The organism is Centipeda flueggei ATCC 43531, assembly GCF_000160695.1.
GTDB lineage: Bacteria > Bacillota > Negativicutes > Selenomonadales > Selenomonadaceae > Centipeda > Centipeda flueggei.
Genome location: NZ_GG694010.1, coordinates 94,144 through 115,067, shown reverse-complemented (window position 1 = coordinate 115,067; position 20,924 = coordinate 94,144). Strand labels below are relative to the sequence as shown.

The window sequence follows — 20,924 nt, the reverse complement described above, 5'->3', positions numbered from 1 at the left end:
TATTCTGTTCTCTCTTCGCTGTGCAGCTAGGATGCGGTGACAGCGGGGGAGGACAATCGGAAAGGAGCGTTCTCCCTTGCTGCAGATTTATAAATCCATGGAATCCGGCCCGCTGCAGGAGCTGTCACTCAAGACGCTGTCCAAAGGGGCATGGATCAATATTGTCAATCCGACGCCGTACGAACTGAAGGTTGTCAGTACACTCACGGAGGTCGATCCCGATTTCCTGCGTTCCGCTCTTGACGATGAGGAGCGTTCACATACGGATGTTGAGGATGACTCCGTCATGATCCTGACCAATGTTCCCGTCTATCGCGGCGAGGACACTTATGATACACTGCCGCTTGCGATCATCCTCACGGATGAGCATGTCATTACCGTCTGTCTCGAAGAAACTCCCGTCATCGCGGAGTTCAATGAGCGGACGGCGAAGATGTTCCGCACGTACAAGCGGACGCGCTTTCTTTTTCAGATCCTCTACAAATCTGACGTATTCTATCTGCGCTATCTGCGGCAGATCAGCAAGCTCTCCGAGGAAATCGAGGATCGTCTGCGGCATGACATGAAGAACAGCGAGATCCTGCGCCTTCTGCAGCTGCAGAAAGGTCTGACGTATTTTAATGCAGCACTGCGATCGAACGGTGCGGTGCTCGACCGTTTGATGCGCCTGCGTACGAACACCTCCCTCCATCATATTTTTAAGATGTACGAGGAGGATGAGGATCTGCTGGAGGATGTCATCATCGAGAATAAGCAGGCACGCGAGATGGTCGATATGTACAGTACGATTATGGCACGCCTTGCCGATACGTTTTCATCCATCGTTTCGAACAATCTGAACCTCGTGATGAAGTTCCTGACGGCGATTACGATTATTCTCGCCATCCCGACGGTGATCTCGAGCTTTCTTGGGATGAATGTGCCGGTGCCGTATCAGGATGACCCAACGGGCTTCCTGCGCGTGCTCGTCTTCGCCGTCTGTGTATCGACGCTGGCGGTCTACCTGCTCTGGCGGAGGGATATGTTTTGATACGCGAAGCACAGCTGGACCGCGGCATCATCTTCGGTGATGCGCACACGGCGGAGTATGTATACATGCCGGGCAGTGAGGTCGGTGCAGAGCATCCGGTCTACGTGTACGAGAACGGTCCCGAGCGTCGTGACATTGATCTCACGGAGGCACTGCACCTTATCCGCGTGCGTGACCTGCGCCCGACATCACACCCGCTCCTCGGCAGGACAAGCTGCTGAGAGTATCCTGCTCGGTGCCGGCGGGGCAGCTTCCTTTGTGTGTATCCCTTATTGGAGGTCTCTCATGTATCAGCATATCAAGCAATCCATTCAGGATGGTATCGCACAGATCATTATGGATCGTCCAGGGTCAAACAATGCACTGGATGCAGAGATGTTCCGCGATTTGATCGCAGCTGTGGAGCATTGCGGTGCAGACGAAGCGGTAAAGGTGATCATCCTTACGGGCGCGGGCAGGAATTTCTCTGCAGGCGGCGACATCAAGGAGATGGCGACCTTTTCATTCATCAGCTATGAACTCTCCATGCTGACAGGGCAGGCGTCGCTTGCTCTGCGAAAGTGCCGAAAACCTGTGATTGCGATGGTGAACGGCACGGCTGCAGGCGCCGGCTGCGGCCTCGCGCTCGGCGCAGATTTCCGCATCATGACGGAAGGGAGCTGTCTGCTCACAGCGTTCTCGAACGTCGCTCTGCCCGGGGACACGGGCTGCATCTATCATCTGCATCAGATTGTTGGACTCGCGAAGACGATTGAGCTCATGGCGTTGAGTACCCCCGTCTATGGTGAGGAGGCACTGCGTCTCGGACTGGCCACGCGGGTCGCTGCCGCAGGAAAACTGGAAGAGGAAACGCGTGCCTTTGCCATACAGCTCCTGCGCCGTCCTCTTGGTGCCATCGCCATGCAGAAACAGCTTTACTATGAGGTTTTTTACCGCGACTATATGGCATACAGCCGCATCGAGGCGGAAAATCTCGGGAAGGCGGGTGCCTCTGCGGATCATCGTGAGGCTGTGACAGCATTCTTGGAAAGACGCGAACCGAGCTTTAATCAGAAGGAAACAGGAACGAAATAGGGTGTTCGGATGCTTGCATCATAAAAAACAATGATAGAACGCCGTAATATCGGAGATACAAAGCACCTGTCTTGTTTACAAGGCGGGTGTTCCGTTGTATAATAAACAGAAAGTATAGAATTGATACTTCTCCATAGATATTGTTTCTCGTTCGACGGAGGGGAAGAAATTCTTTGCTCATGTGTATATATTTTAATAACCGATGAAGTGCAGAAGCATTTCTAGGGAATCGCTGATAAAATGGGGTATGCCGGATTGGCGTAGATTTTTCGTCCGATTGAGCAGCAAACCGGACGCATAGCAAGGGCTATGTGGAGGATTTGCTAACGATAAGCGGGCGAAAAAGATGCGTCAAGATGGTCGTGCCGAATTTATCGGCGCTTCTCTAAAGAGAGGAGAGCAGTACTATGGCAAAAAAGATGAAGACGATGGACGGAAATACCGCCGCGGGCTATATTTCCTATGCCTTTACGGATGTGGCAGCGATCTATCCGATCACGCCCTCGTCGCCGATGGCGGAGTATGTCGACAGCCTTGCTGCCAAAGGAATGAAGAATATCTTCGGACAGAAGCTGCGTCTGATTGAGATGCAGTCGGAGGCCGGTGCTGCGGGGGCTGTCCACGGGTCTCTGCAGGCGGGTGCGCTGACGACAACCTACACAGCATCGCAGGGACTTCTGCTGATGATCCCCAATATGTATAAAATTGCAGGTGAGCTGCTGCCGGGCGTGTTCCACGTCAGTGCACGCGCCATTGCCGCCTCCTCGCTGAACATCTTCGGCGACCATCAGGATGTCATGGCAGCGCGTCAGACAGGTGTCGCCATGCTCGCCGAGTCGAGCGTGCAGGAGGTCATGGATCTCTCTGCAGTAGCGCATCTCGTCGCCATCAAGGGACGTGTGCCGTTCATCAACTTCTTTGACGGATTCCGCACCTCGCATGAGATCCAGAAGATCGAGGTCGTGGACTATGCTGACCTCGCGAAGATCCTCGACTGGGATGCCGTTGAGGCGTTCCGCCGCCGTGCGCTCAACCCGGATCATCCGGTGGTGCGCGGCACGGCACAGAACCCTGATATCTACTTCCAGGGGCGTGAGGCGGTCAACCGTTACTATGATGCCATTCCTTCCCTCGTTGAGGAAGCAATGGCACAGATGGCAAAGATCACAGGCCGTGAGCACCATCTCTTTGACTACTACGGCGCACCTGATGCGGACCGCATCATCATTGCGATGGGCTCGGTCTGCCAGACGGCGGAGGAGGTCGCGGAGTATCTCAATGCACAGGGCGAGAAGGTCGGACTGCTGTCCGTTCATCTCTATCGTCCGTTCTCCGTCGAGCATTTCTTCAAGTATCTCCCGAAGACGGTGAAGAAGGTTGCTGTCCTCGACCGCACGAAGGAGCCGGGTGCCCTCGGCGAGCCGCTCTACCTCGATGTCAAGGCGGCGTACTATGGCTCAGGCATGGATCCCGTCATCGTCGGCGGCCGCTATGGTCTCGGCGGCAAGGATACGACGCCGGATCAGATTTTTGGCGTCTACGAGGAGCTGAAGAAGAACGAGCCGATGCACGGCTTTACGCTCGGCATCGTCGATGATGTGACGAACCGCAGCCTGAAGCCCGCACACAGAGATGTCAACCTCACGAAGGAGGGGACGACGGCGTGCAAGTTCTGGGGACTCGGCTCGGACGGCACGGTCGGCGCGAACAAGAGCGCGATCAAGATCATCGGCGACAAGACGGATATGTATGCGCAGGCATACTTTGCCTACGACTCGAAGAAGTCGGGCGGCATCACGATGAGTCACCTGCGCTTTGGCAAGTCGCCGATCATCAGCCCGTATCTCATCAACCGTGCGGACTTTATCTCCTGTTCGCAGCAGTCCTATGTGCGTCAGTATGACCTGCTCGCAGGACTCAGAAAGGGCGGCACGTTCCTGCTCAATACGTTCTGGTCGGATGAGCAGCTGGATACGCATCTGCCCGCATCAATGCGCCGCTTTATCGCACGCAACGACATCCAGTTCTATACGGTGGACGCCGTTCATATCGCGCGTGAGCTCGGACTTGGCGGACGCTTCAACATGGTCATGCAGTCCGCGTTCTTCAAGCTCGCCAACATCATTCCGCTCGACGATGCAGTCAAGTATCTCAAGGATGCGGTTGTCACCTCCTACGGCAGCAAGGGCGAGAAGGTCGTCAACATGAACAATGGTGCGATCGACAAGGGCATCGAGGCGCTGCACCGCGTCAATGTTCCTGATGCGTGGAAGGATGCTGTGGACGAAGAGGTGCCGGTCAACGAGAAGACGCCTGCATTCATCACGAACGTCCAGAATGTCATGAATCGTCAGGAGGGCGACAAGCTCAAGATCTCCGAGATCCTCAGCATGGAGGACGGTACGTTCCCCGTGGGCGGTACAGCCTATGAGAAGCGCGGCACGGCGATCTCTGTCCCCGTATGGCGCCCTGAGAAGTGTATTCAGTGCAACCAGTGCTCCTTTGTTTGTCCGCATGCGACGATTCGTCCGATCCTGACGACGGACGAAGAGCTTGCGGCAGCACCTGAGGGGATGCAGTCTGTGAAGTCGCGTCCCGCAAAGGGAATGAACCTCACCATCGCCGTCTCGACACTCGACTGCCTTGGCTGCGGCAACTGTGCACAGGTCTGCCCGGGCAAGGCACTTGATATGACCTTGCTCGATGACAAGCTCCGTGATGCGCAGAAGTACTTTGACTACGGTGTCGATACGACGAAGGTCGCGGTCAAGAATGTCCCGATGAAGAAGACAACGCTGATCGGCTCGCAGTTCGAGCAGCCGCTCTTCGAGTTCTCGGGGGCGTGCGCAGGCTGTGGCGAGACACCGTATGCCAAGCTCATCACGCAGCTCTTTGGAGACCGCATGATGATCGCCAATGCAACGGGCTGCTCCTCCATTTGGGGCGCCAGTGCACCTGCCATTCCGTACACGAAAAACCAGAAGGGCTGCGGTCCTGCATGGGCGAACTCCCTGTTCGAGGACAACGCAGAGTATGGTCTCGGTATGCTGCTCGGCACAAAGTCGGTACGTGAGTCGCTCGCTGCCGCTGTGACGGAGGCGCTGGAGGCCAAGAAGGGCTCGGCGGAGCTCCAGGCGGCGATGCAGCTCTGGCTCGAAAAGCGCAACAGCGGTGAGGGAACGCGCGACCGCGCCGACCTCCTGCGCGAGCTGCTCGAGAAGGAGAAGGGGACGGACGATCTTCTTTGCCGCATCTACAGCGACAACGACTACTTCGTCAAGCGTTCGCAGTGGGTCTTCGGCGGCGACGGCTGGGCATACGACATCGGCTACGGCGGTGTGGATCACGTGCTCGCCTCGGGCGAAGACATCAACATCATGGTCTTTGATACCGAGGTCTACTCCAATACAGGCGGACAGGCGTCGAAGTCCACGCCGGCGGCTGCGATTGCAGAGTTTGCCGCGACGGGCAAGAAGACGAAGAAGAAGGATCTCGGCATGATGGCGATGTCCTACGGTTACGTCTACGTCGCACAGATCGATATGGGGGCTGACCAGAATCAGGTGCTCAAGGCGATCAGCGAGGCGGAGGCATATCCGGGACCCTCGCTTATCATCGCGTACTCGCCGTGCATCAATCACGGCATCCGCAAGGGCATGGGCTGTGCTCAGCTTGAGGGCAAGCTCGCCGTGGAGTGCGGCTACTGGGCGAACTATCGCTACAACCCGCAGCTTATCGAGACAGGCAAGAATCCGTTCAGCCTCGATTCGAAAGAGCCGGACTTCTCGAAGTTCCGTGAGTTCCTGTTGGGTGAGAACCGCTACATCAATCTCCAGCGCAGCTTCCCCGAGGCGGCGGATGCACTCTTTGAGAAGACGCAGAAGGACGCGGAGACGCGCTACAACAACTACAAGAAACTTGCAGGCAAGGCATAAGGACGTACCGGATTTTCTCGTACACTTTGCTGCTCCTGCTGAGAAAAACTGCCGTGCTGTCACGGCAGTTTTTACTTGACATATCATTAACATAGAAATATAATATGCAAACAATGTTTTTGGAGATCGCTGATCTGCTCAGTATCATCTTACCAGCGATTTCTTACATCTTGGGATATGGAGGAATTCTCTATGGCAGATCAACATAAACATACGCCTCATGATGAGGTGGAACAGCAGGCGCAGGCGGCGCTCTCTGCCGCGAAGCTCAGCGGGCAGAAGCGTCAGCTCGCACTGTGGATCGCGGCGCTCATCGTCGGCGGCATTCTTGGCTGGGCGAACGTGCCCGCGCTGAACAACCTGTTCAGCTTTATCGCAACCGTCTTTACACGCCTCTTCCAATTCGTCGCCGTGCCGACGATTGCCCTTGCCGTGATCACGACGTTAGCCTCACTTGGGACGAAGCGAGATACGGGACGCATCTTTGCCCATGCTGTCACCTATACCCTGCTGACGACAATCTGTGCGGCGGCGGTCGGGCTGGCACTTTTCCTCTGGCTCGCACCCGCAAACCTTCCTGCCGATGTTGTCGGCGCGGGCATATCGGATGTGCCGGGCAAGCTGGAGGGACTGTCCTATTACGATCACTTCCTCTCCATCGTTCCGAACAATGTGCTCGCCCCGTTTGTCTCGGGAAACGTCCTCTCTGTCATGCTTGTCGCAGCAGCGGCGGGGCTTGGACTTGCCTTCGCACCCAAGACGGAGAACCGTGAGATGCTCCTCAAGGGGATTCATGGCCTGCAGGAACTGCTCTTCACGCTCATTCGCGCGCTGATCACTGTCCTGCCCGTGGGGATCCTCGCCTTTGCCGCACAGCTCGCGGCACAGATCGAGGCGGGCGTCATCATTGGTTCACTCGGTGTCTATACCGCTGTCGTCATCGGCGGCAATCTGATTCAGTTCTTTATTGTCATTCCGTTCTTCCTCGCTGTGCGCGGGCTGAATCCCGTGCGCGTGTTCCGTCAGATGATGCCGGCGGTCGCGGTCGCTCTCTTTACAAAGAGCTCGGCAGGTACGCTCCCCGTGACACTCGCTTCTGCTGAGCAGCGTCTTAAGGCGCATCCTTCGGTGACACGTTTCGTCCTGCCAATCTGCACGACAATCAACATGAACGGCTGTGCTGCGTTCATTCTCGTGACCTCGCTCTACGTCATGCAGAATGCAGGGATGGAACTCTCGCTCGGCACGATGATCAGCTGGCTCTTTATCGCCGTGCTCGCCGCCGTCGGCAATGCGGGCGTTCCGATGGGCTGCTATTTTCTGACGCTCTCTCTCATGGCGTCGATCGGCGCACCGGTCGGGCTCATGGGGGTCATCCTGCCGATCTACTCGATCATCGATATGATTGAGACGGCGGAAAATGTCTGGTCGGATTCGGCCGTCTGCGCGATCACAAATCGCGACCTTGAGGGAACTCTGTCGGACGAGGATGTGCCGATTCCGAGCGTATAACGCGTCTATACCACGTCTGTCGTGTATGAAAAGCCTCTGAAAAGAAATATTCAGAGGCTTTTCAGCGTTTTATCCTATATTTTTATTAATAATGAAATAAGGAGAGAACGTGATGAACTTTTATGGAAAAATCGCTGGATTGGCTCTTGGTATCAGCATGCTTAGCATGACTGCTGTGCAGGCATCTGTGTTGCAGGATGCACTCGTCGCAGGTGGGATTGAGTACGGTGCATCGGAGAGTTACGTGCGCAGTGTCTATGGTGCGCCGCGTGAGGTTGAGACGAAGTATAACCCGATCTACTCCGGTGGACAGGCCGTTGAGTGGGAGTATGGCAGCGAGTTTGACATTACCTTTGTGGATGGTTTCGTTCGGCGGATTGAGGTTGGTGCGAGCAACGGCATTCGTACCAAGGATGATATCGCGGTCGGCAGTGATCTGAATGCACTGATTGCAGCGTATGGGCAGCCGGATGCGATACATGGGGATGACTATATCTACTATGTGGATGGTGATCAGACGATCGGATTTTCCTTTGAGATCGAACATGGTCGCGTTGATGAGATCCGCATGGGAGTGATCCGCTGAGGCGGGCAACTTCCCGCAATCCAGTAATTCCCTAAGGGAGAGACAACCGGTGAAGATGCGAAAGAGCGTTGTATGTGCAGGGATTGCCATCGTAGGAGCCGCAGCGCTTCTTACAGCCTACATGCTCCAGGGCTGTACAGAAGAGCCGCTGAGCAATTCCCCTGGGGACCATGTACCTATTGCACGCGAGTCTGTAGAGAAGACGCTCATGGCAGATGATGCAGCAAAGCGTGAGGCGCAGCTGCTTCGTCAGCATCGCACAGAGGAGCAGACATCAGCGGTTCGTCTGGAACGCAAATCGCTGATCCTTGGCGGCATCGCATACGGTGCAGGGGATGCAGAGGTACGCGCCAGCTATGGAACACCGCAGGAGACGACATCACAGAAGTCCATGCGTTATGCAGGGAAAGATGTCGTTGCATGCAGATATGAAGACGGCCTTCTCGTTGAAACGGTAGACGGAGCAGTGCGCTTGGTGCGTGTGCGCTCGCATAATGCTCTTGCTTCCGGCAAGGGCGTTCGCGTCGGCACACCGGTTGAGGAGCTGCGGCGTGTCTATGGTGAGCCGAGCATGATCTATGGCAAAGACTACATCTATTTCTTCGAAGAGGATCCGACGATAGGATTTGCGTTTTCCATCGCAGACGACCATGTGGAAGAAATGCGGATGGGCGACTTGGGACTATAGTTTCTTTTACCTATGGCGTGAACAGTTTTTGTGCTGTTCACGCCATATTTGTCGGAGGCAGCGGTGTGTGTCTCGTGTTGACGGTGTCTGTGTTTTTTGATATGATGCAGGGGATATTGCACGGTATCTATGCGGATGCTTCTTGAGGAGTGGCGAAGATGAAATTGGTTGTGACGATTGTCGGACGGGATCAGGTCGGTATTGTAGCAATGGTGAGTGGGATCCTTGCCAAGCAGCGCGTCAATATCATGAATGTGAACCAAAACATCATGGATGGTTTTTTCAACATGGTGATGCTTGCCGAGATGCCGGATGATGCGGAGATCAAGCTCAAGGATCTGCAGGAGATTCTGCGGAAGAAGGGCGAGGAGCAGGGACTCGAGATCAAGGTTCAGCACCAGGAGATTTTCCAGGTCATGCACAAGATTTGAGCGAGGAGCGGCAGATTGATTACATTTGAGAACATCCGTGAAACCAATCGGATGATTACGGAAAACCGCCTCGATGTGCGTACCATTACGATGGGAATCTCCCTGCGGGACTGCGCCCATCCAAACCTCGAGAAGTTCTGCCAGAATGTCTATGAGAAGATTACGCACTCAGCGGAGTATCTCGTTCAGACAGGCGAGGACATCGAGACGGAGTACGGCATCCCCATCATCAACAAGCGCATCTCCGTGACGCCCATCGGGATCGCGGCGGATGCGTGTCAGACGGATTCCTTCGTCCCCGTAGCGGAGGCACTCGACCGCGCAGGCAAGGCGGTCGGGGTAAACTTCATCGGCGGATTTTCGGCACTCGTCGAAAAGGGGATGACGCATGGCGACCGTGTGCTCATCGACTCCATTCCACAGGCGATGGCAGTGACGGATATTGTCTGCTCGTCGGTCAACATCGGCTCGACGAAGGCAGGCATCAATATGGATGCCGTGCGCGAGATGGGCGATGTGATCAAGCGCACGGCAGAGCTGACGCGCGAGCAGGAGGCGCTCGGCTGCGCAAAGATTGTCGTGTTCTGCAATGCGCCCGGAGACAATCCCTTCATGGCAGGCGCATTCCACGGCGTTGCTGAGGGTGACCGTGTCATCAATGTCGGTGTCAGCGGCCCTGGGGTGGTCAAACATGCCCTTGAGGATCTGAAGGGCGCGGACTTCACGGAGATCGCCGAGACGATCAAGCGTACGGCGTTCAAGATCACACGCGTGGGACAGCTCGTCGCGCGTGAAGCATCACGCCGCCTAGGTGTTCCGTTCGGCATTATCGACCTCTCCTTGGCACCGACATCGGAGGTCGGCGACAGTGTGGCGCGCATCCTGGAGGAGATGGGACTTGAGGCGTGCGGAGCACCCGGTACGACGGCGGCACTCGCACTCCTCAACGATGCGGTCAAGAAGGGCGGCCTGATGGCGACCTCTCATGTCGGCGGCCTGTCGGGGGCGTTCATTCCCGTCAGCGAGGACGAGGGCATGATCGACGCCGTTCAGCGCGGCAGTCTCTCCATTGAGAAGCTCGAGGCGATGACCTGCGTCTGCTCGGTCGGACTGGATATGATCGCGATTGAGGGCGATACGCCCGCCAGCACGATTGCCGGCATCATCGCGGATGAGGCGGCAATCGGCATGGTGAACAACAAGACAACAGCGGTACGTGTCATTCCTGTGCCCGGGAAAAAGGTGGGGGAGACGGTATCCTTCGGCGGACTCTTGGGCTACTCGCCTATCGTTCCCGTCCGCAGTTTCTTCAGCTCGGCGGCGTTCATCGCGCGCGGCGGGCGTATCCCGGCGCCGACGCGCGCCCTGACGAACTGATGCGCGTCACGAAGGCCGTTAAGGCAGAGCAGCTGCGCATTCTGCGGTCTCTCTATCCGAATGCAAGACCCGCGCTCACGTTTCAGTCGCCGTTTGAGCTTCTCATTGCCGTCATCCTTTCGGCACAGTGTACGGATGCACGTGTCAATGTGGTGACGGGGCGGCTCTTTCCAAAGGCAAATACGCCTGCTGCAATTGCCGTTCTTGGGCAGGCAGAACTTGAAAAAGAGATTCATGACTGCGGATTTTTCCGCATGAAGGCAAAGCACATCATAGAGACCTGTCATATCTTGCTGGATGAGTACGACGGCGAGGTGCCGGCGGACTTTGAGGCACTGCAGAAGCTCCCAGGCGTCGGACGCAAGACGGCGAATGTCGTGATGAGTGTCGCATTTCATATGCCTGCCATCGCGGTGGATACGCACGTGTTCCGCGTGGCAAACCGCCTGCGGCTTGCCGTGGGCACGACGCCGCTCGAGGTGGAGAAGGGGCTGCAGAAGGTAATTCCGCGTGAGGATTGGAGCGACGCACACCATTGGCTCATCCTGCACGGAAGACAGGTCTGCAAGGCACGAAAACCGCTTTGCGACACGTGTGCGCTTGCTCAGGTGTGTCCAAGCAGCGGGGCATAGGTATGATGAGGGGAGGGCGCGGATGATTTATCGAAAGGCGAGATTTGACGACGTTGAGCCAATCTATCAGCTTGTGCGGGTCTATGCGGCGCAGGGCGATATGCTGCCGCGCTCGCGCAACACGCTCTACGAGAATTTGCGTGATATTGTCGTCGCCGAGGAAAACGGGACGGTGGTCGGAGTGGGGGCACTGCGCATCATGTGGGATCGACTTGCCGAGGTGTGCATGATGGCGATTGCACCGACGCATATACGGCAGGGGATCGGCGCGGAGATTGTGCACCGCCTCCTCGATGAGGGCGATGGACTCGGCATTGAGAAGTTCTTTACACTCACCTATAAGCCGGCGTTTTTTGAGACGCTTGGCTTTCTCCGTATCAGTAGGGAGGAACTGCCGCAGAAGGTTTGGAAGGAATGCATTGACTGTCCTAAGTATCCAAACTGTGATGAAATTGCTATGATAAAGGTATGACGGAGGTACGCTATGATCGTCGTTATGAACGCAGGAGCCACACAGGAGAATATCGACCATGTGATCGCTAAGATTGAGCAGACGGGGCTGCGCACGCATCTATCAAAGGGAGAGGATCGCGTCATCATCGGGGTCATCGGGGATAAGCAGATGATAGCAGGGCTCGAGATGAACATGATGGAGGGCGTCGAAAAGACGGTGCGCATCACGGAGAAGTATAAGCTGGTCAGCCGCGAGTTTCACCCCGAGAGCAGTATTGTCTATGTGTCTGGTTTCCCCGTCGGCGGTGAGCAGCTGGCGATTATGGCGGGACCGTGTTCTGTCGAGAGCTACGATCAGGTCTATGATGTCGCGGTCAAGGTGAAAGCGGCAGGTGCGCAGTTCCTCCGCGGCGGCGCATTCAAGCCGCGTACGAGCCCGTACGACTTTCAGGGGCTCGGTGAGGAGGGGCTGAAGATTCTGCGCGATGTCGGAGACAAGACAGGTCTGCGTGTTGTGACGGAAGTCGTGGACAAGGATGATATCGGTCTTGTCTCGGAGTATGCCGATCTCCTGCAGGTTGGTGCGCGCAATATGCAGAACTTCCAGATGCTTAAGGCACTCGGCAAGGCACAGAAGCCCGTGCTTTTCAAACGCGGGCTCTCTGCGACGATCAGTGAGTGGCTGAATGCAGCGGAGTACATTGCGGCGGGCGGAAATGAGAACATCATCTTCTGTGAGCGCGGCATCCGTACGTATGAGACCTATACGCGCAATACGATGGATCTCAATGCGATTGCAGCACTCAAAGAGCTGACGCATTTTCCCGTCATCGCCGACCCCAGTCACGGGACGGGACGGTGGCAGATGGTGCGCCCGCTGGCGCGTGCCTCCGTCGCTGTCGGTGCAGACGGGCTCATCATCGAGGTGCACTGCCACCCCGAGCTGGCACTTTCCGATGGGGATCAGAGCTTGATTCCGCGCAACTTCGAGATGCTGATGGATGAGGTGCGGCAGATTGCCCCTGCCGTCGGGCGGCGCGCATGACACGGACGAAGCTTGCCATCATTGGCGTCGGGCTGATCGGCGGCTCACTCGGGCTGTGCCTCAAGGAGACGCTCGGTGATGGGATCTGCATTACAGGTCTCTGCCGTTCAGAGCAGTCCATGCGTGCGGCGATGGACTGCGGTGCGGTGGACTATGCAGGGGCGGATCTGGCGGCGGTTGTCGGGGATGCGGACATTGTGTACCTCAGCCCGCCCGTCCTCCAGATTGTTCCGATGGTAGAGCGGATCCTGCCGTACCTGAAGCGCGGTGCGATCCTGACGGATGCAGGAAGTACGAAGGGCGAGCTCTATCGGCAGCTGCATGAGATCCTGCCGGCGGATATCTACTATATCCCCGGGCATCCGATGACGGGACGCGAAAAGAGCGGTGTTGCGGCGGCGACGAAGGATCTCTTTGCCCATAAGGCGTACGTCATCATCGACGACCCGGCCATCCCGCAGGAGATCAAGGAACGTCTGATGGATGTTCTGCGGCTCACGCGTGCCCGATTTACGACGCTCGATCTTGCACAGCACGACCGCTGTGCCGCGGTCATCAGCCATGTGCCGCATCTCGCGGCGGCAGCTCTCGTTACCCTCCTTAACCGCAGCGGTGATGATCTTTCCTCCTGCCTGAAGCTCATCGGCGGCGGATTCAAGGACACGACGCGCATCGCTTCCTCGAATGCTGATATGTGGGCGGACATCTGCATGACGAATGCGGGGGCGATCACGGATGCCCTGCGCGAGCTGCAGACGATCATGGGGGAGGTTATCACGGCCATTGATGCAGGAGATCGACAGGCGATCCACGACTATTTTTCCGCTTCCAAGGCGCGCCGTGACAGTATTCTCCACGATGCAGAGCAGAAATTTGATACAAATTAGGGAATCGCTGATGAATTCGGTCAGGCCATCTTGACGCATCTTTTTTGCCCGCACTTCGGTGGAGAATCTATGCAATCTGACGAACTTCATTTTATCCGTGATTCCTTAGGAGAATTTCTTCACTTACCCCCTTTTTTTTAGAACGTATATATGCTATGATACTAATAATAATATGTATGCGAACCTGTCAGGGGGTATCACGGTGAAGAAGACAAGAATATCCACGCGGCGACAGTCGGAGATATTGGACTACATCAAGGAGTTCTTGGTGGAGAAGGGGTATCCGCCCTCGGTTCGTGAGATTGGCACGGCAGTTGGACTGAAATCCAGCTCGACGGTACATCGCTATCTGTCGATGCTCGAGGAGAACGGCATGATCCGCCGTGATGCGACGAAGCCGCGTGCGATCGACATCATGGGAGAGAATCCGTGGGGGCGCACGATCCCCGTGCCGCTGGTCGGCGTTGTGACGGCGGGCGAGCCGATCCTCGCCGAGCAGAACGTGGAGGATGTATTCTCCTTCCCACGCGGGCTTCTCGGGACGGCGGAGGATGTATTCATGCTCCGCATTCAAGGGGACAGCATGATCAACGTCGGCATCTTCGACGGCGATTTCGTGCTTGTGCGTCAGCAGCCGACAGCGAACAACGGCGATATCGTTGTGGCGCTCGTCAACGGTGAGGCGGCGACGGTGAAGCGTTTCTTCCGTGAAAAGACCTGCATCCGCCTGCAGCCCGAGAATGACGCCATGGAGCCGTTCTACGAGACGGATGTCCAGATTCTCGGCAAGGTGATCGGACTCTATCGTAATATTTGACAAGATACTGGGGAGCACTGTGTAAAATGCACGGTGCTCCCTTTTCATTTTGTCGGCAGAGTGTTATAATAAATCAGTTTTTCTTCGATAAATTTCTTGTTTTGGACGGAGACGATGTATGTCGACAGAACTGCGCAGTGGATATACGACAGGTGCATGCGCGGCGGCAGGGGTCAAGGCGGCATTTCTCTTTTTGCAGGGGAAGCCGTGGCAGGAGATTTCCCTCACGGCACTGGACGGAACGCCGCTGACGATTCCCGTCAAGGCGGTCACACAAACGGAGGACGGGATCTGTGCCGAGGTCGTCAAGTTCTCGGGCGATGATCCCGATATCACGAACGGCGTTTCCGTCTACACGACGCTCAGGCTGCGCGATGATGCCGATGGGATTGTGTTCCGTGCAGGTGAGGGGGTCGGCACGGTGACAAAGCCCGGCATGAGCCTCCCTGTCGGTGAACCGTCGATCAATCAGGGGCCGCGTGCGCTCATCCGACGTGTTGTCACTGAGATGACGGGGCGGGAGGATGTTGGCGCAGAGGTGACGATCGCCATTCCGGCCGGAACAGAACTGGCAAAGAAGACGCTCAACCCCGTGCTCGGCATTGAGGGCGGCATCTCCGTGATCGGTACAACGGGCGTGCTTCGCCCCATGTCGGAGGAGGCGTTCAAGGACTCCCTTGTTCCGCAGATCGATGTGGCACGTGCAGCAGGGGAGGAGGTACTCGTCTTTGTTCCCGGGAAGATTGGACAGCGGATTGCTCTCTCTCTGGGGATTTCGCAGAAGGCGGTTATCGAGACAAGCAACTTTATCGGCTTTATGCTGGAGCGTGCCGCCGAGCGCGGCGCAAAGGGCGTGCTGATTCTCGGTCATACGGGCAAGCTCGTAAAGATTGCCGCCGGCATTTTCCATACCCATAATCGTATGGCGGATGCGCGGCTGGAGACGCTCGCGGCGTATGCTGCCGCTGAGGGGCTCAGCCAGACGGATGTGCGCGCCGTACTGGCAGCGAATACGACGGAGGATGCCTTGGCGGTGATCGCGTCGGCAGGGCTCGCTGAGCGGGTCTGCGCGGTGATCGCCGCACGCGTGCGTATCCGTGCGGAGAGGTATCTCTTCGGGAAAATGAAGGTCGGTGCCGTCATGGTGAATTTCGCGGGGGAGATCCTCGGCGTGGATGAGCAGGCGCGGGCTTTTGCCGATGCCTGCGGATGGAGACTGAACGCATGAGACATACGATCACCGTCGTCGGCATCGGTCCCGGCGACCCCGCCTATCTTCTGCCGCAGGCACGGGCGGCGATTCATGACGCGCGCGTCCTCGTCGGCGGGCGGCGCGCGCTCGCCGATCTTGCTCCTGCGGAGGTGCGTACGCATGCGATTGGAGCGGATGTTGCAGAGGTGCTGACCTTTATCCGGGATGCGCTCCGCGACGATGATGTGGTGGTCATGGTCTCGGGAGATCCCGGCTACTACTCGATGCTGGATGCTCTGCGGCGGACGTTCCCGCCCGAGCAGATGGCTGTGATCCCGGGCATCAGTTCGCTCCAATTTGCCTTTGCGCGGCTCGCCCTGCCGTGGCACGATGCACGTCTGCTCAGTTTTCACGGGCGTGAGCCGCGGGCAGAGGAGCTCGCGCGTACGGCAGATGCTGTGCTCGGGATGCTGACGGACGGGAAGCACAACTCACAGACCATCGCGAAGCGGCTGCTCTCATCAGGGTGGCGTGCAGATGACATGATGTATATAGCGACGCGCCTTTCCTATGCGGATGAGAACATTGTTCGGACGACGCTGGGAGATGCGGCGCGTGATGAAGGAATTGGGCACGGCGTGATTATCGTCTGTGCTGTGAAGGAGGATGATGCATGAATCTCGGCATAAAAGATGACGCTTTTGTGCGCGGTAATGTGCCTATGACAAAAGAGGAGATACGCATTCTCACGCTCGTCAAGGCACAGATTGCTCCCGATGCTGTCGTCTATGATGTCGGCGCGGGGACGGGCTCACTCTCGGTGGAGGCGGCGCGTCTTGCACCGCAGGGGCATGTCTACGCCATCGAAAAGAATCCCGAGGGAATCGCCCTCATCAAGGAGAATGCGGCACGTTTTTCCACACAGAACCTCACAGTGGTCGAGGGGGCGGCTCCCGCCGCGCTGGAAGGGCTTCCCCATCTCGATGTCGCCTTGATCGGCGGCAGCGGACGGCGTCTGCCCGAGATTCTGGACATCATCGGAACGCGTATGCAGAGCGGCGGACGCATCGTGGCAAATGCGATTACGATGCAGACGGTCTCCGCCTGTCTGGATTATTTCCATGCGCATGCGGAGCTCTATACGTGCGAGGCTATACAGGTGCAGATCAGTCGGTTGGAACGCGTCGGTCCCTACGATATGGCAAAGGCACTGAATCCGATTTATATCATTACGGCACAGAGAAAGTGAGGAATACATGATTCATATTGTCGGTGCGGGTCCCGGTGACCCTGAGCTCATCACGATGAAGGGCGCACGCTATCTGGCTGAGGCAGATGTCGTCATCTATGCCGGCTCACTCGTGAACCCCGCACTCCTCGATTTCTGCAAGGAAGAGGCGGAGATCCATAATTCGGCGCACATGACGCTCGATGAGGTCATCGAGGTGATCGCGCGTGCAGAGACGGCAGGGAAGATGACCGTGCGTCTCCATACCGGTGACCCTGCGATCTACGGAGCAATTCAGGAGCAGATGGACGCGTGGGAAAAGCGCGGCTTTTCCTATGATGTTGTGCCGGGCGTGAGTTCCTTCCTCGGGACAGCGGCGGCGCTGCGGCAGGAGTATACCCTGCCCGGCATCTCGCAGACGGTCATCATCACGCGCAATGAGGGACGCACGCCCGTGCCGGACCGCGAGAAGCTGCGCAGTCTCGCTGCGCACCATTCGACGATGTGTATTTTCCTCTCGATCACGATGATCGAGGAGGTTGCGGCAGAACTGACAGCAGGCGGGTATGAGCCGACGACGCCTGTCGCCATTGTGCAGCGCGCGACATGGCCGGAGCAGAAGATCCTGCGCGGTACGCTTGCGACGATTGCAGAGCAGGTGAAGGCGGAGGAGATCGACCGTACAGCGATGATCGTGGTCGGCGACTGTCTCGATGCGGTGTATGAGCCGTCGAGGCTCTATGCCGCCAATTTCTCGCACATGTTTCGGGATGCAAAGCAGTGAGAGCTGCTGTTTTTGCTCTGACGGACGGCGGGGCTGCGCTTGCGGCGCGTCTGTGTACCGCCCTTGACGGAGAAGCGCAGCTCTATTTGCCGGAGCGGCTGAATGGCAGTACACCCACGGCAGGACATACTGCCTATTTTGCCCATCTGTCCGCGGCGATTACGACGGCGTTTTCACGCTATGATGCACTCGTCTGTGTCATGGCGACGGGGATTGTCGTGCGTATGCTTGCCCCCTGTGTCCGCAGCAAACTGTACGACCCCGCTGTGATCGTTTTTGACGAGCAGGGGCGGCATGGAATCAGTCTCCTTTCGGGACACGTCGGCGGGGCGAATGATCTGACACGCACGCTTTGTGCGGCGGTGGGCGCGGATCCCGTCATTACGACGGCAACGGATGTGACGGGGGTGCTCGCTCCCGATGCCGTCGCCGCGCGGCTTGCCCTGCGCCCTGTGCCGAAGTCTGCCATACAGGTGCTGAATACGGCGCTCATGGCGGGCGAGGAAGTGCACTACTATATCGACAGTGATCTGCCGCAGGCTGCCTTCTATGAGGCGCAGCTGCGGGAGCAGGAGATCGGCGCACGGCTCTTTCGCGGCGAGGTTCCCCCTGCGGATGGAGCGAGCTGCCGCGTTGTCATCGTTGGGGCGGAGCATGTGCCTGCCGCTGCGGAGGAGCGGACGATTTATCTTGTTCCGCGGCGCCTGATCGCGGGCGTTGGATGCCGTGCCGATGTGACGGAGGCGCAGGTCCTCCGCGCGCTGACGGAGGCATGCGGGATGATCGGGCGGGAACCGCCCGCGATCGATCTTTTTGCGAGCACCGAGGTCAAGCGCAATGAGGCAGGACTTCTCGCGGCCGCGCGGACACTCGAACGTGAGATTATCTTTTTCCCACAGGAGGCGCTTCGGCAGATGATTGAAGACTATGATTTGACCGAATCGGATTTTGTACGGAAAACAATCGGTGTCGGAAATGTATGCGAGGCGGCAGCACTTTGTGCAGCAGGCGAGAAAGGCGGACGCATGGCACTCGGAAAAACAGTATTTGGGAAAGTGACGGTGGCGCTTCTATGGGAAAAATAAGTGTTGTGGGCATCGGCCCCGGCAGTACGGATGATATGACCTATCGTGCACATCGCACGATTGAGGAAGCAACGGCAGTTGTCGGCTACAGCCGCTATATCCAGCTGATCGCTGACCTGGTCGAAGGAAAAAAGGTGCTCGATACGGGCATGACGCAGGAAATCGACCGCTGCCGTGCGGCACTGGAGGAAGCAGCAGCGGGGGAGAATGTCGTCGTGATCTCAAGCGGCGATGCCGGCATCTATGGCATGGCCGGGCTGGTGCTCGAACTCCTTATGAAGATGGGTGAGGATCAGCGCCCCGAATTCGGCGGCGTGATCCCGGGTGTCTCGGCAATGAGTGCGGCGGCAGGGCTCCTCGGCGCGCCGATCATGCACGATTTTGCCGTCATCAGTCTTTCTGACCTCCTCACGCCGTGGGAGCTGATCCAGGAGCGTGCAGAACTTGCAGCGAAGGGAGACTTCGTCACAGTGCTCTACAATCCGCGCAGCCATAAGCGCGTCGGTCAGATCAAGGCGGTGCAGGAGATCTTTCTGCATGAGCGCACGCCCGAAACGCCGGTCGGCATCGTGACAGCGGCAAGCCGTGAGGGAGAGAATGTGCTGATTTCGACGCTTGGTGCGTTCACCAATGAGGATATCAATATGTTCTCGATTGTGATCATCGGCAACTCGAAGACGAAGCAGAACGGGCAGTGGATGATTACGCCGCGCGGCTATCAGAAGCGGGAGCCGGGACTGTGATCTTCACGGCAGCGGGGACGCAGGACGGGCGTGCCGTCGTCCGCCGCCTCTGCGAAGCGGGATATGACGTGACAGCATCCGTCGTGAGTTCCTATGGGGAGCAGCTGCTCGAGGCGCAGAGTGCGGCAGGCGGGCATCTGACGGTACATGATACGCCGCTTGATGCGGATGAAATGGCGGCGTATTTCAGGACGCACGGCGTTCGCGTCTTTGTCGATGCGACGCATCCCTACGCCGTCAATGTTTCGCGCAACGCCATGGCGGCGTGTGCGGCGGCAGATGTTCCCTACATCCGCTACGAGCGCGATCTGAGCGATATCTCGTATGAGAAGGTGCATCTCGTACACTCCTATGAGGAGGCGGCGGAGACCGCGGCGGGCTTGGGGCGGCATATCTTTCTGACGACGGGCAGCCGCAATTTGGCGCGCTTCGTCCATGCAGCAGCGGAGTTTGACTGTGTGCTCACAGCGCGTGTTCTGCCGACGGCGGAGGTCGTGATACTCTGCACGGAGCTGGGGCTGACGCCCGCGCAGATCATTGCGATGCAGGGACCCTTTTCCCGTGCGCTGAACCGTGCCATGTACGAGAAGTACGAAGCAGACGTGATTGTGACGAAGAACAGCGGCACTGTCGGCGGGACGGATGCGAAGTTTCAGGCGGCGGAAGATCTCGGTCTGCCCGTCGTGGTGATCGACCGCCCCGTGCTTTCCTATCCGCATCTGGCCCATACGGCGGAGGAAGTTCTGACATTTGTTGCTGATATTTATGATAGAAAATAGGAGACCTTCATGGATTTTATCAAAGAGCCGATGACCATTGAAAATCGCAGTATGGAGCTGATTGCACCGCATCTGGCAGAGCTGCATCTCGACGAGCGTGAGACGAAGCTCTACTCGCGCCTCATTCACGCATCGGGAGATGTGGGATATGCGCCCATTACACGCGTACACCCGCAGGCGATCGACGCGGCGATTGCCGCGCTGAAACGCGGGGTCGATATCTATACGGATGTCGAGATGGTGCGTACGGGCATCAACAAGAAGAAACTTGCCTCGTTCGGCGGTACGGTGCACTGCTTAGTGGCGGATCCCGATGTTGCCGCACGCGCAAAGGCGGAGGGGATTACGCGCTCAATGGTCGCCATGCGTACGTTTGGCAAGGATATGGACGGCAGTATCGTCGCCATCGGCAACGCACCGACGGCGCTCTTTGAGGTTCTGCGCCTGGTCCGTGAGGAGGGGATCCGCCCCGCCTGTATCGTCGGTATTCCCGTCGGCTTTGTCGGTGCGGCAGAGTCCAAGGCGGAGCTCGCCGCAAACGACATCGTTCCCTACATCACGGTCGAAGGGTCGAAGGGCGGCAGTCCGATTGCGGCAGCGGCAGTCAATGCGCTGATGTATATGATCGACAATACCCGTCCCTGAG

22 protein-coding genes and 1 pseudogene are annotated in these 20,924 nt (G+C 57.5%); all 23 read left to right on the top strand.

Going from position 1 to position 20,924, the window contains the following annotated elements; genetic code table 11:
• Nucleotides 1–76 precede the first annotated feature (76 nt).
• The 23 genes and pseudogenes from HMPREF0908_RS09890 (at nucleotide 77) to HMPREF0908_RS09785 (ending at nucleotide 20,923) form a co-directional block, all read left to right on the top strand.
• Complete coding sequence (locus tag HMPREF0908_RS09890) at nucleotides 77–1,030, top strand: magnesium transporter CorA family protein (RefSeq protein ID WP_040572724.1); 954 nt, start codon at nucleotides 77–79, stop codon at nucleotides 1,028–1,030.
• On the top strand, nucleotides 1,027–1,251 hold the full coding sequence (locus HMPREF0908_RS09885) for a hypothetical protein (RefSeq protein WP_006691357.1): 225 nt from the start codon (nucleotides 1,027–1,029) through the stop codon (nucleotides 1,249–1,251). Before HMPREF0908_RS09890 ends, HMPREF0908_RS09885 begins: the two co-directional genes overlap by 4 nt.
• A 64-nt stretch (nucleotides 1,252–1,315) precedes the next feature.
• Nucleotides 1,316–2,104: an enoyl-CoA hydratase/isomerase family protein gene (locus HMPREF0908_RS09880; protein ID WP_006691356.1), complete on the top strand. Its 789-nt coding sequence runs from the start codon at nucleotides 1,316–1,318 to the stop codon at nucleotides 2,102–2,104.
• 264 nt (nucleotides 2,105–2,368) lie between these two features.
• A pseudogene (locus tag HMPREF0908_RS11355) lies at nucleotides 2,369–2,493 on the top strand (secretion protein HlyD).
• 18 nt (nucleotides 2,494–2,511) lie between these two features.
• Complete coding sequence (gene nifJ, locus HMPREF0908_RS09875; protein ID WP_006691355.1) at nucleotides 2,512–6,039, top strand: pyruvate:ferredoxin (flavodoxin) oxidoreductase; 3,528 nt, start codon at nucleotides 2,512–2,514, stop codon at nucleotides 6,037–6,039.
• 192 nt (nucleotides 6,040–6,231) lie between these two features.
• The gene (locus tag HMPREF0908_RS09870) at nucleotides 6,232–7,551 is read left to right on the top strand and encodes a dicarboxylate/amino acid:cation symporter (RefSeq protein ID WP_040572723.1); all 1,320 of its coding nucleotides are present in this window, start codon (nucleotides 6,232–6,234) and stop codon (nucleotides 7,549–7,551) included.
• A gap of 112 nt (nucleotides 7,552–7,663) precedes the next feature.
• Nucleotides 7,664–8,137: a hypothetical protein gene (locus HMPREF0908_RS09865; protein WP_006691353.1), complete on the top strand. Its 474-nt coding sequence runs from the start codon at nucleotides 7,664–7,666 to the stop codon at nucleotides 8,135–8,137.
• Nucleotides 8,138–8,192: 55 nt separating this feature from the next.
• On the top strand, nucleotides 8,193–8,825 hold the full coding sequence (locus HMPREF0908_RS09860; RefSeq protein ID WP_006691352.1) for a hypothetical protein: 633 nt from the start codon (nucleotides 8,193–8,195) through the stop codon (nucleotides 8,823–8,825).
• Between the two features lie 158 nt (nucleotides 8,826–8,983).
• Nucleotides 8,984–9,256, top strand: coding sequence for an ACT domain-containing protein (locus tag HMPREF0908_RS09855; protein WP_006691350.1), 273 nt, complete (start codon nucleotides 8,984–8,986; stop codon nucleotides 9,254–9,256).
• Nucleotides 9,257–9,307: 51 nt separating this feature from the next.
• A complete protein-coding gene (locus HMPREF0908_RS09850) occupies nucleotides 9,308–10,633 on the top strand; it encodes a PFL family protein (RefSeq protein WP_006691349.1) in 1,326 nt (441 codons plus the stop codon).
• Nucleotides 10,633–11,265: an endonuclease III gene (nth, locus tag HMPREF0908_RS09845; protein WP_006691348.1), complete on the top strand. Its 633-nt coding sequence runs from the start codon at nucleotides 10,633–10,635 to the stop codon at nucleotides 11,263–11,265. The genes HMPREF0908_RS09850 and nth overlap by 1 nt, the downstream gene beginning before the upstream one ends.
• Before the next feature lie 22 nt (nucleotides 11,266–11,287).
• Nucleotides 11,288–11,737, top strand: coding sequence for an N-acetyltransferase (locus HMPREF0908_RS09840; protein WP_006691347.1), 450 nt, complete (start codon nucleotides 11,288–11,290; stop codon nucleotides 11,735–11,737).
• A 12-nt stretch (nucleotides 11,738–11,749) separates the two neighbouring features.
• Nucleotides 11,750–12,763: a 3-deoxy-7-phosphoheptulonate synthase gene (gene aroF / locus HMPREF0908_RS09835; protein ID WP_006691346.1), complete on the top strand. Its 1,014-nt coding sequence runs from the start codon at nucleotides 11,750–11,752 to the stop codon at nucleotides 12,761–12,763.
• On the top strand, nucleotides 12,760–13,650 hold the full coding sequence (locus tag HMPREF0908_RS09830; RefSeq protein ID WP_006691345.1) for a prephenate dehydrogenase: 891 nt from the start codon (nucleotides 12,760–12,762) through the stop codon (nucleotides 13,648–13,650). The genes aroF and HMPREF0908_RS09830 overlap by 4 nt, the downstream gene beginning before the upstream one ends.
• A gap of 202 nt (nucleotides 13,651–13,852) precedes the next feature.
• A complete protein-coding gene (lexA, locus tag HMPREF0908_RS09825) occupies nucleotides 13,853–14,467 on the top strand; it encodes a transcriptional repressor LexA (RefSeq protein WP_040572721.1) in 615 nt (204 codons plus the stop codon).
• 118 nt (nucleotides 14,468–14,585) lie between these two features.
• Complete coding sequence (cbiD, locus tag HMPREF0908_RS09820) at nucleotides 14,586–15,695, top strand: cobalt-precorrin-5B (C(1))-methyltransferase CbiD (RefSeq protein WP_006691343.1); 1,110 nt, start codon at nucleotides 14,586–14,588, stop codon at nucleotides 15,693–15,695.
• Entirely contained in the window at nucleotides 15,692–16,336 is a 645-nt protein-coding gene (gene cbiE / locus HMPREF0908_RS09815) for a precorrin-6y C5,15-methyltransferase (decarboxylating) subunit CbiE (protein ID WP_245522949.1), read from the top strand. The genes cbiD and cbiE overlap by 4 nt, the downstream gene beginning before the upstream one ends.
• Entirely contained in the window at nucleotides 16,333–16,908 is a 576-nt protein-coding gene (gene cbiT, locus HMPREF0908_RS09810; RefSeq protein ID WP_006691341.1) for a precorrin-6Y C5,15-methyltransferase (decarboxylating) subunit CbiT, read from the top strand. Before cbiE ends, cbiT begins: the two co-directional genes overlap by 4 nt.
• Nucleotides 16,909–16,915: 7 nt before the next feature.
• The gene (cobM, locus tag HMPREF0908_RS09805; RefSeq protein WP_006691340.1) at nucleotides 16,916–17,671 is read left to right on the top strand and encodes a precorrin-4 C(11)-methyltransferase; all 756 of its coding nucleotides are present in this window, start codon (nucleotides 16,916–16,918) and stop codon (nucleotides 17,669–17,671) included.
• Nucleotides 17,668–18,756: a cobalt-precorrin 5A hydrolase gene (locus tag HMPREF0908_RS09800; RefSeq protein ID WP_006691339.1), complete on the top strand. Its 1,089-nt coding sequence runs from the start codon at nucleotides 17,668–17,670 to the stop codon at nucleotides 18,754–18,756. The genes cobM and HMPREF0908_RS09800 overlap by 4 nt, the downstream gene beginning before the upstream one ends.
• Nucleotides 18,744–19,499: a precorrin-3B C(17)-methyltransferase gene (gene cobJ / locus HMPREF0908_RS09795; RefSeq protein WP_006691338.1), complete on the top strand. Its 756-nt coding sequence runs from the start codon at nucleotides 18,744–18,746 to the stop codon at nucleotides 19,497–19,499. Before HMPREF0908_RS09800 ends, cobJ begins: the two co-directional genes overlap by 13 nt.
• On the top strand, nucleotides 19,496–20,278 hold the full coding sequence (cobK, locus tag HMPREF0908_RS09790; protein ID WP_006691337.1) for a precorrin-6A reductase: 783 nt from the start codon (nucleotides 19,496–19,498) through the stop codon (nucleotides 20,276–20,278). Before cobJ ends, cobK begins: the two co-directional genes overlap by 4 nt.
• Before the next feature lie 9 nt (nucleotides 20,279–20,287).
• The gene (locus tag HMPREF0908_RS09785; RefSeq protein ID WP_006691336.1) at nucleotides 20,288–20,923 is read left to right on the top strand and encodes a precorrin-8X methylmutase; all 636 of its coding nucleotides are present in this window, start codon (nucleotides 20,288–20,290) and stop codon (nucleotides 20,921–20,923) included.
• Nucleotide 20,924: the final 1 nt, after the last annotated feature.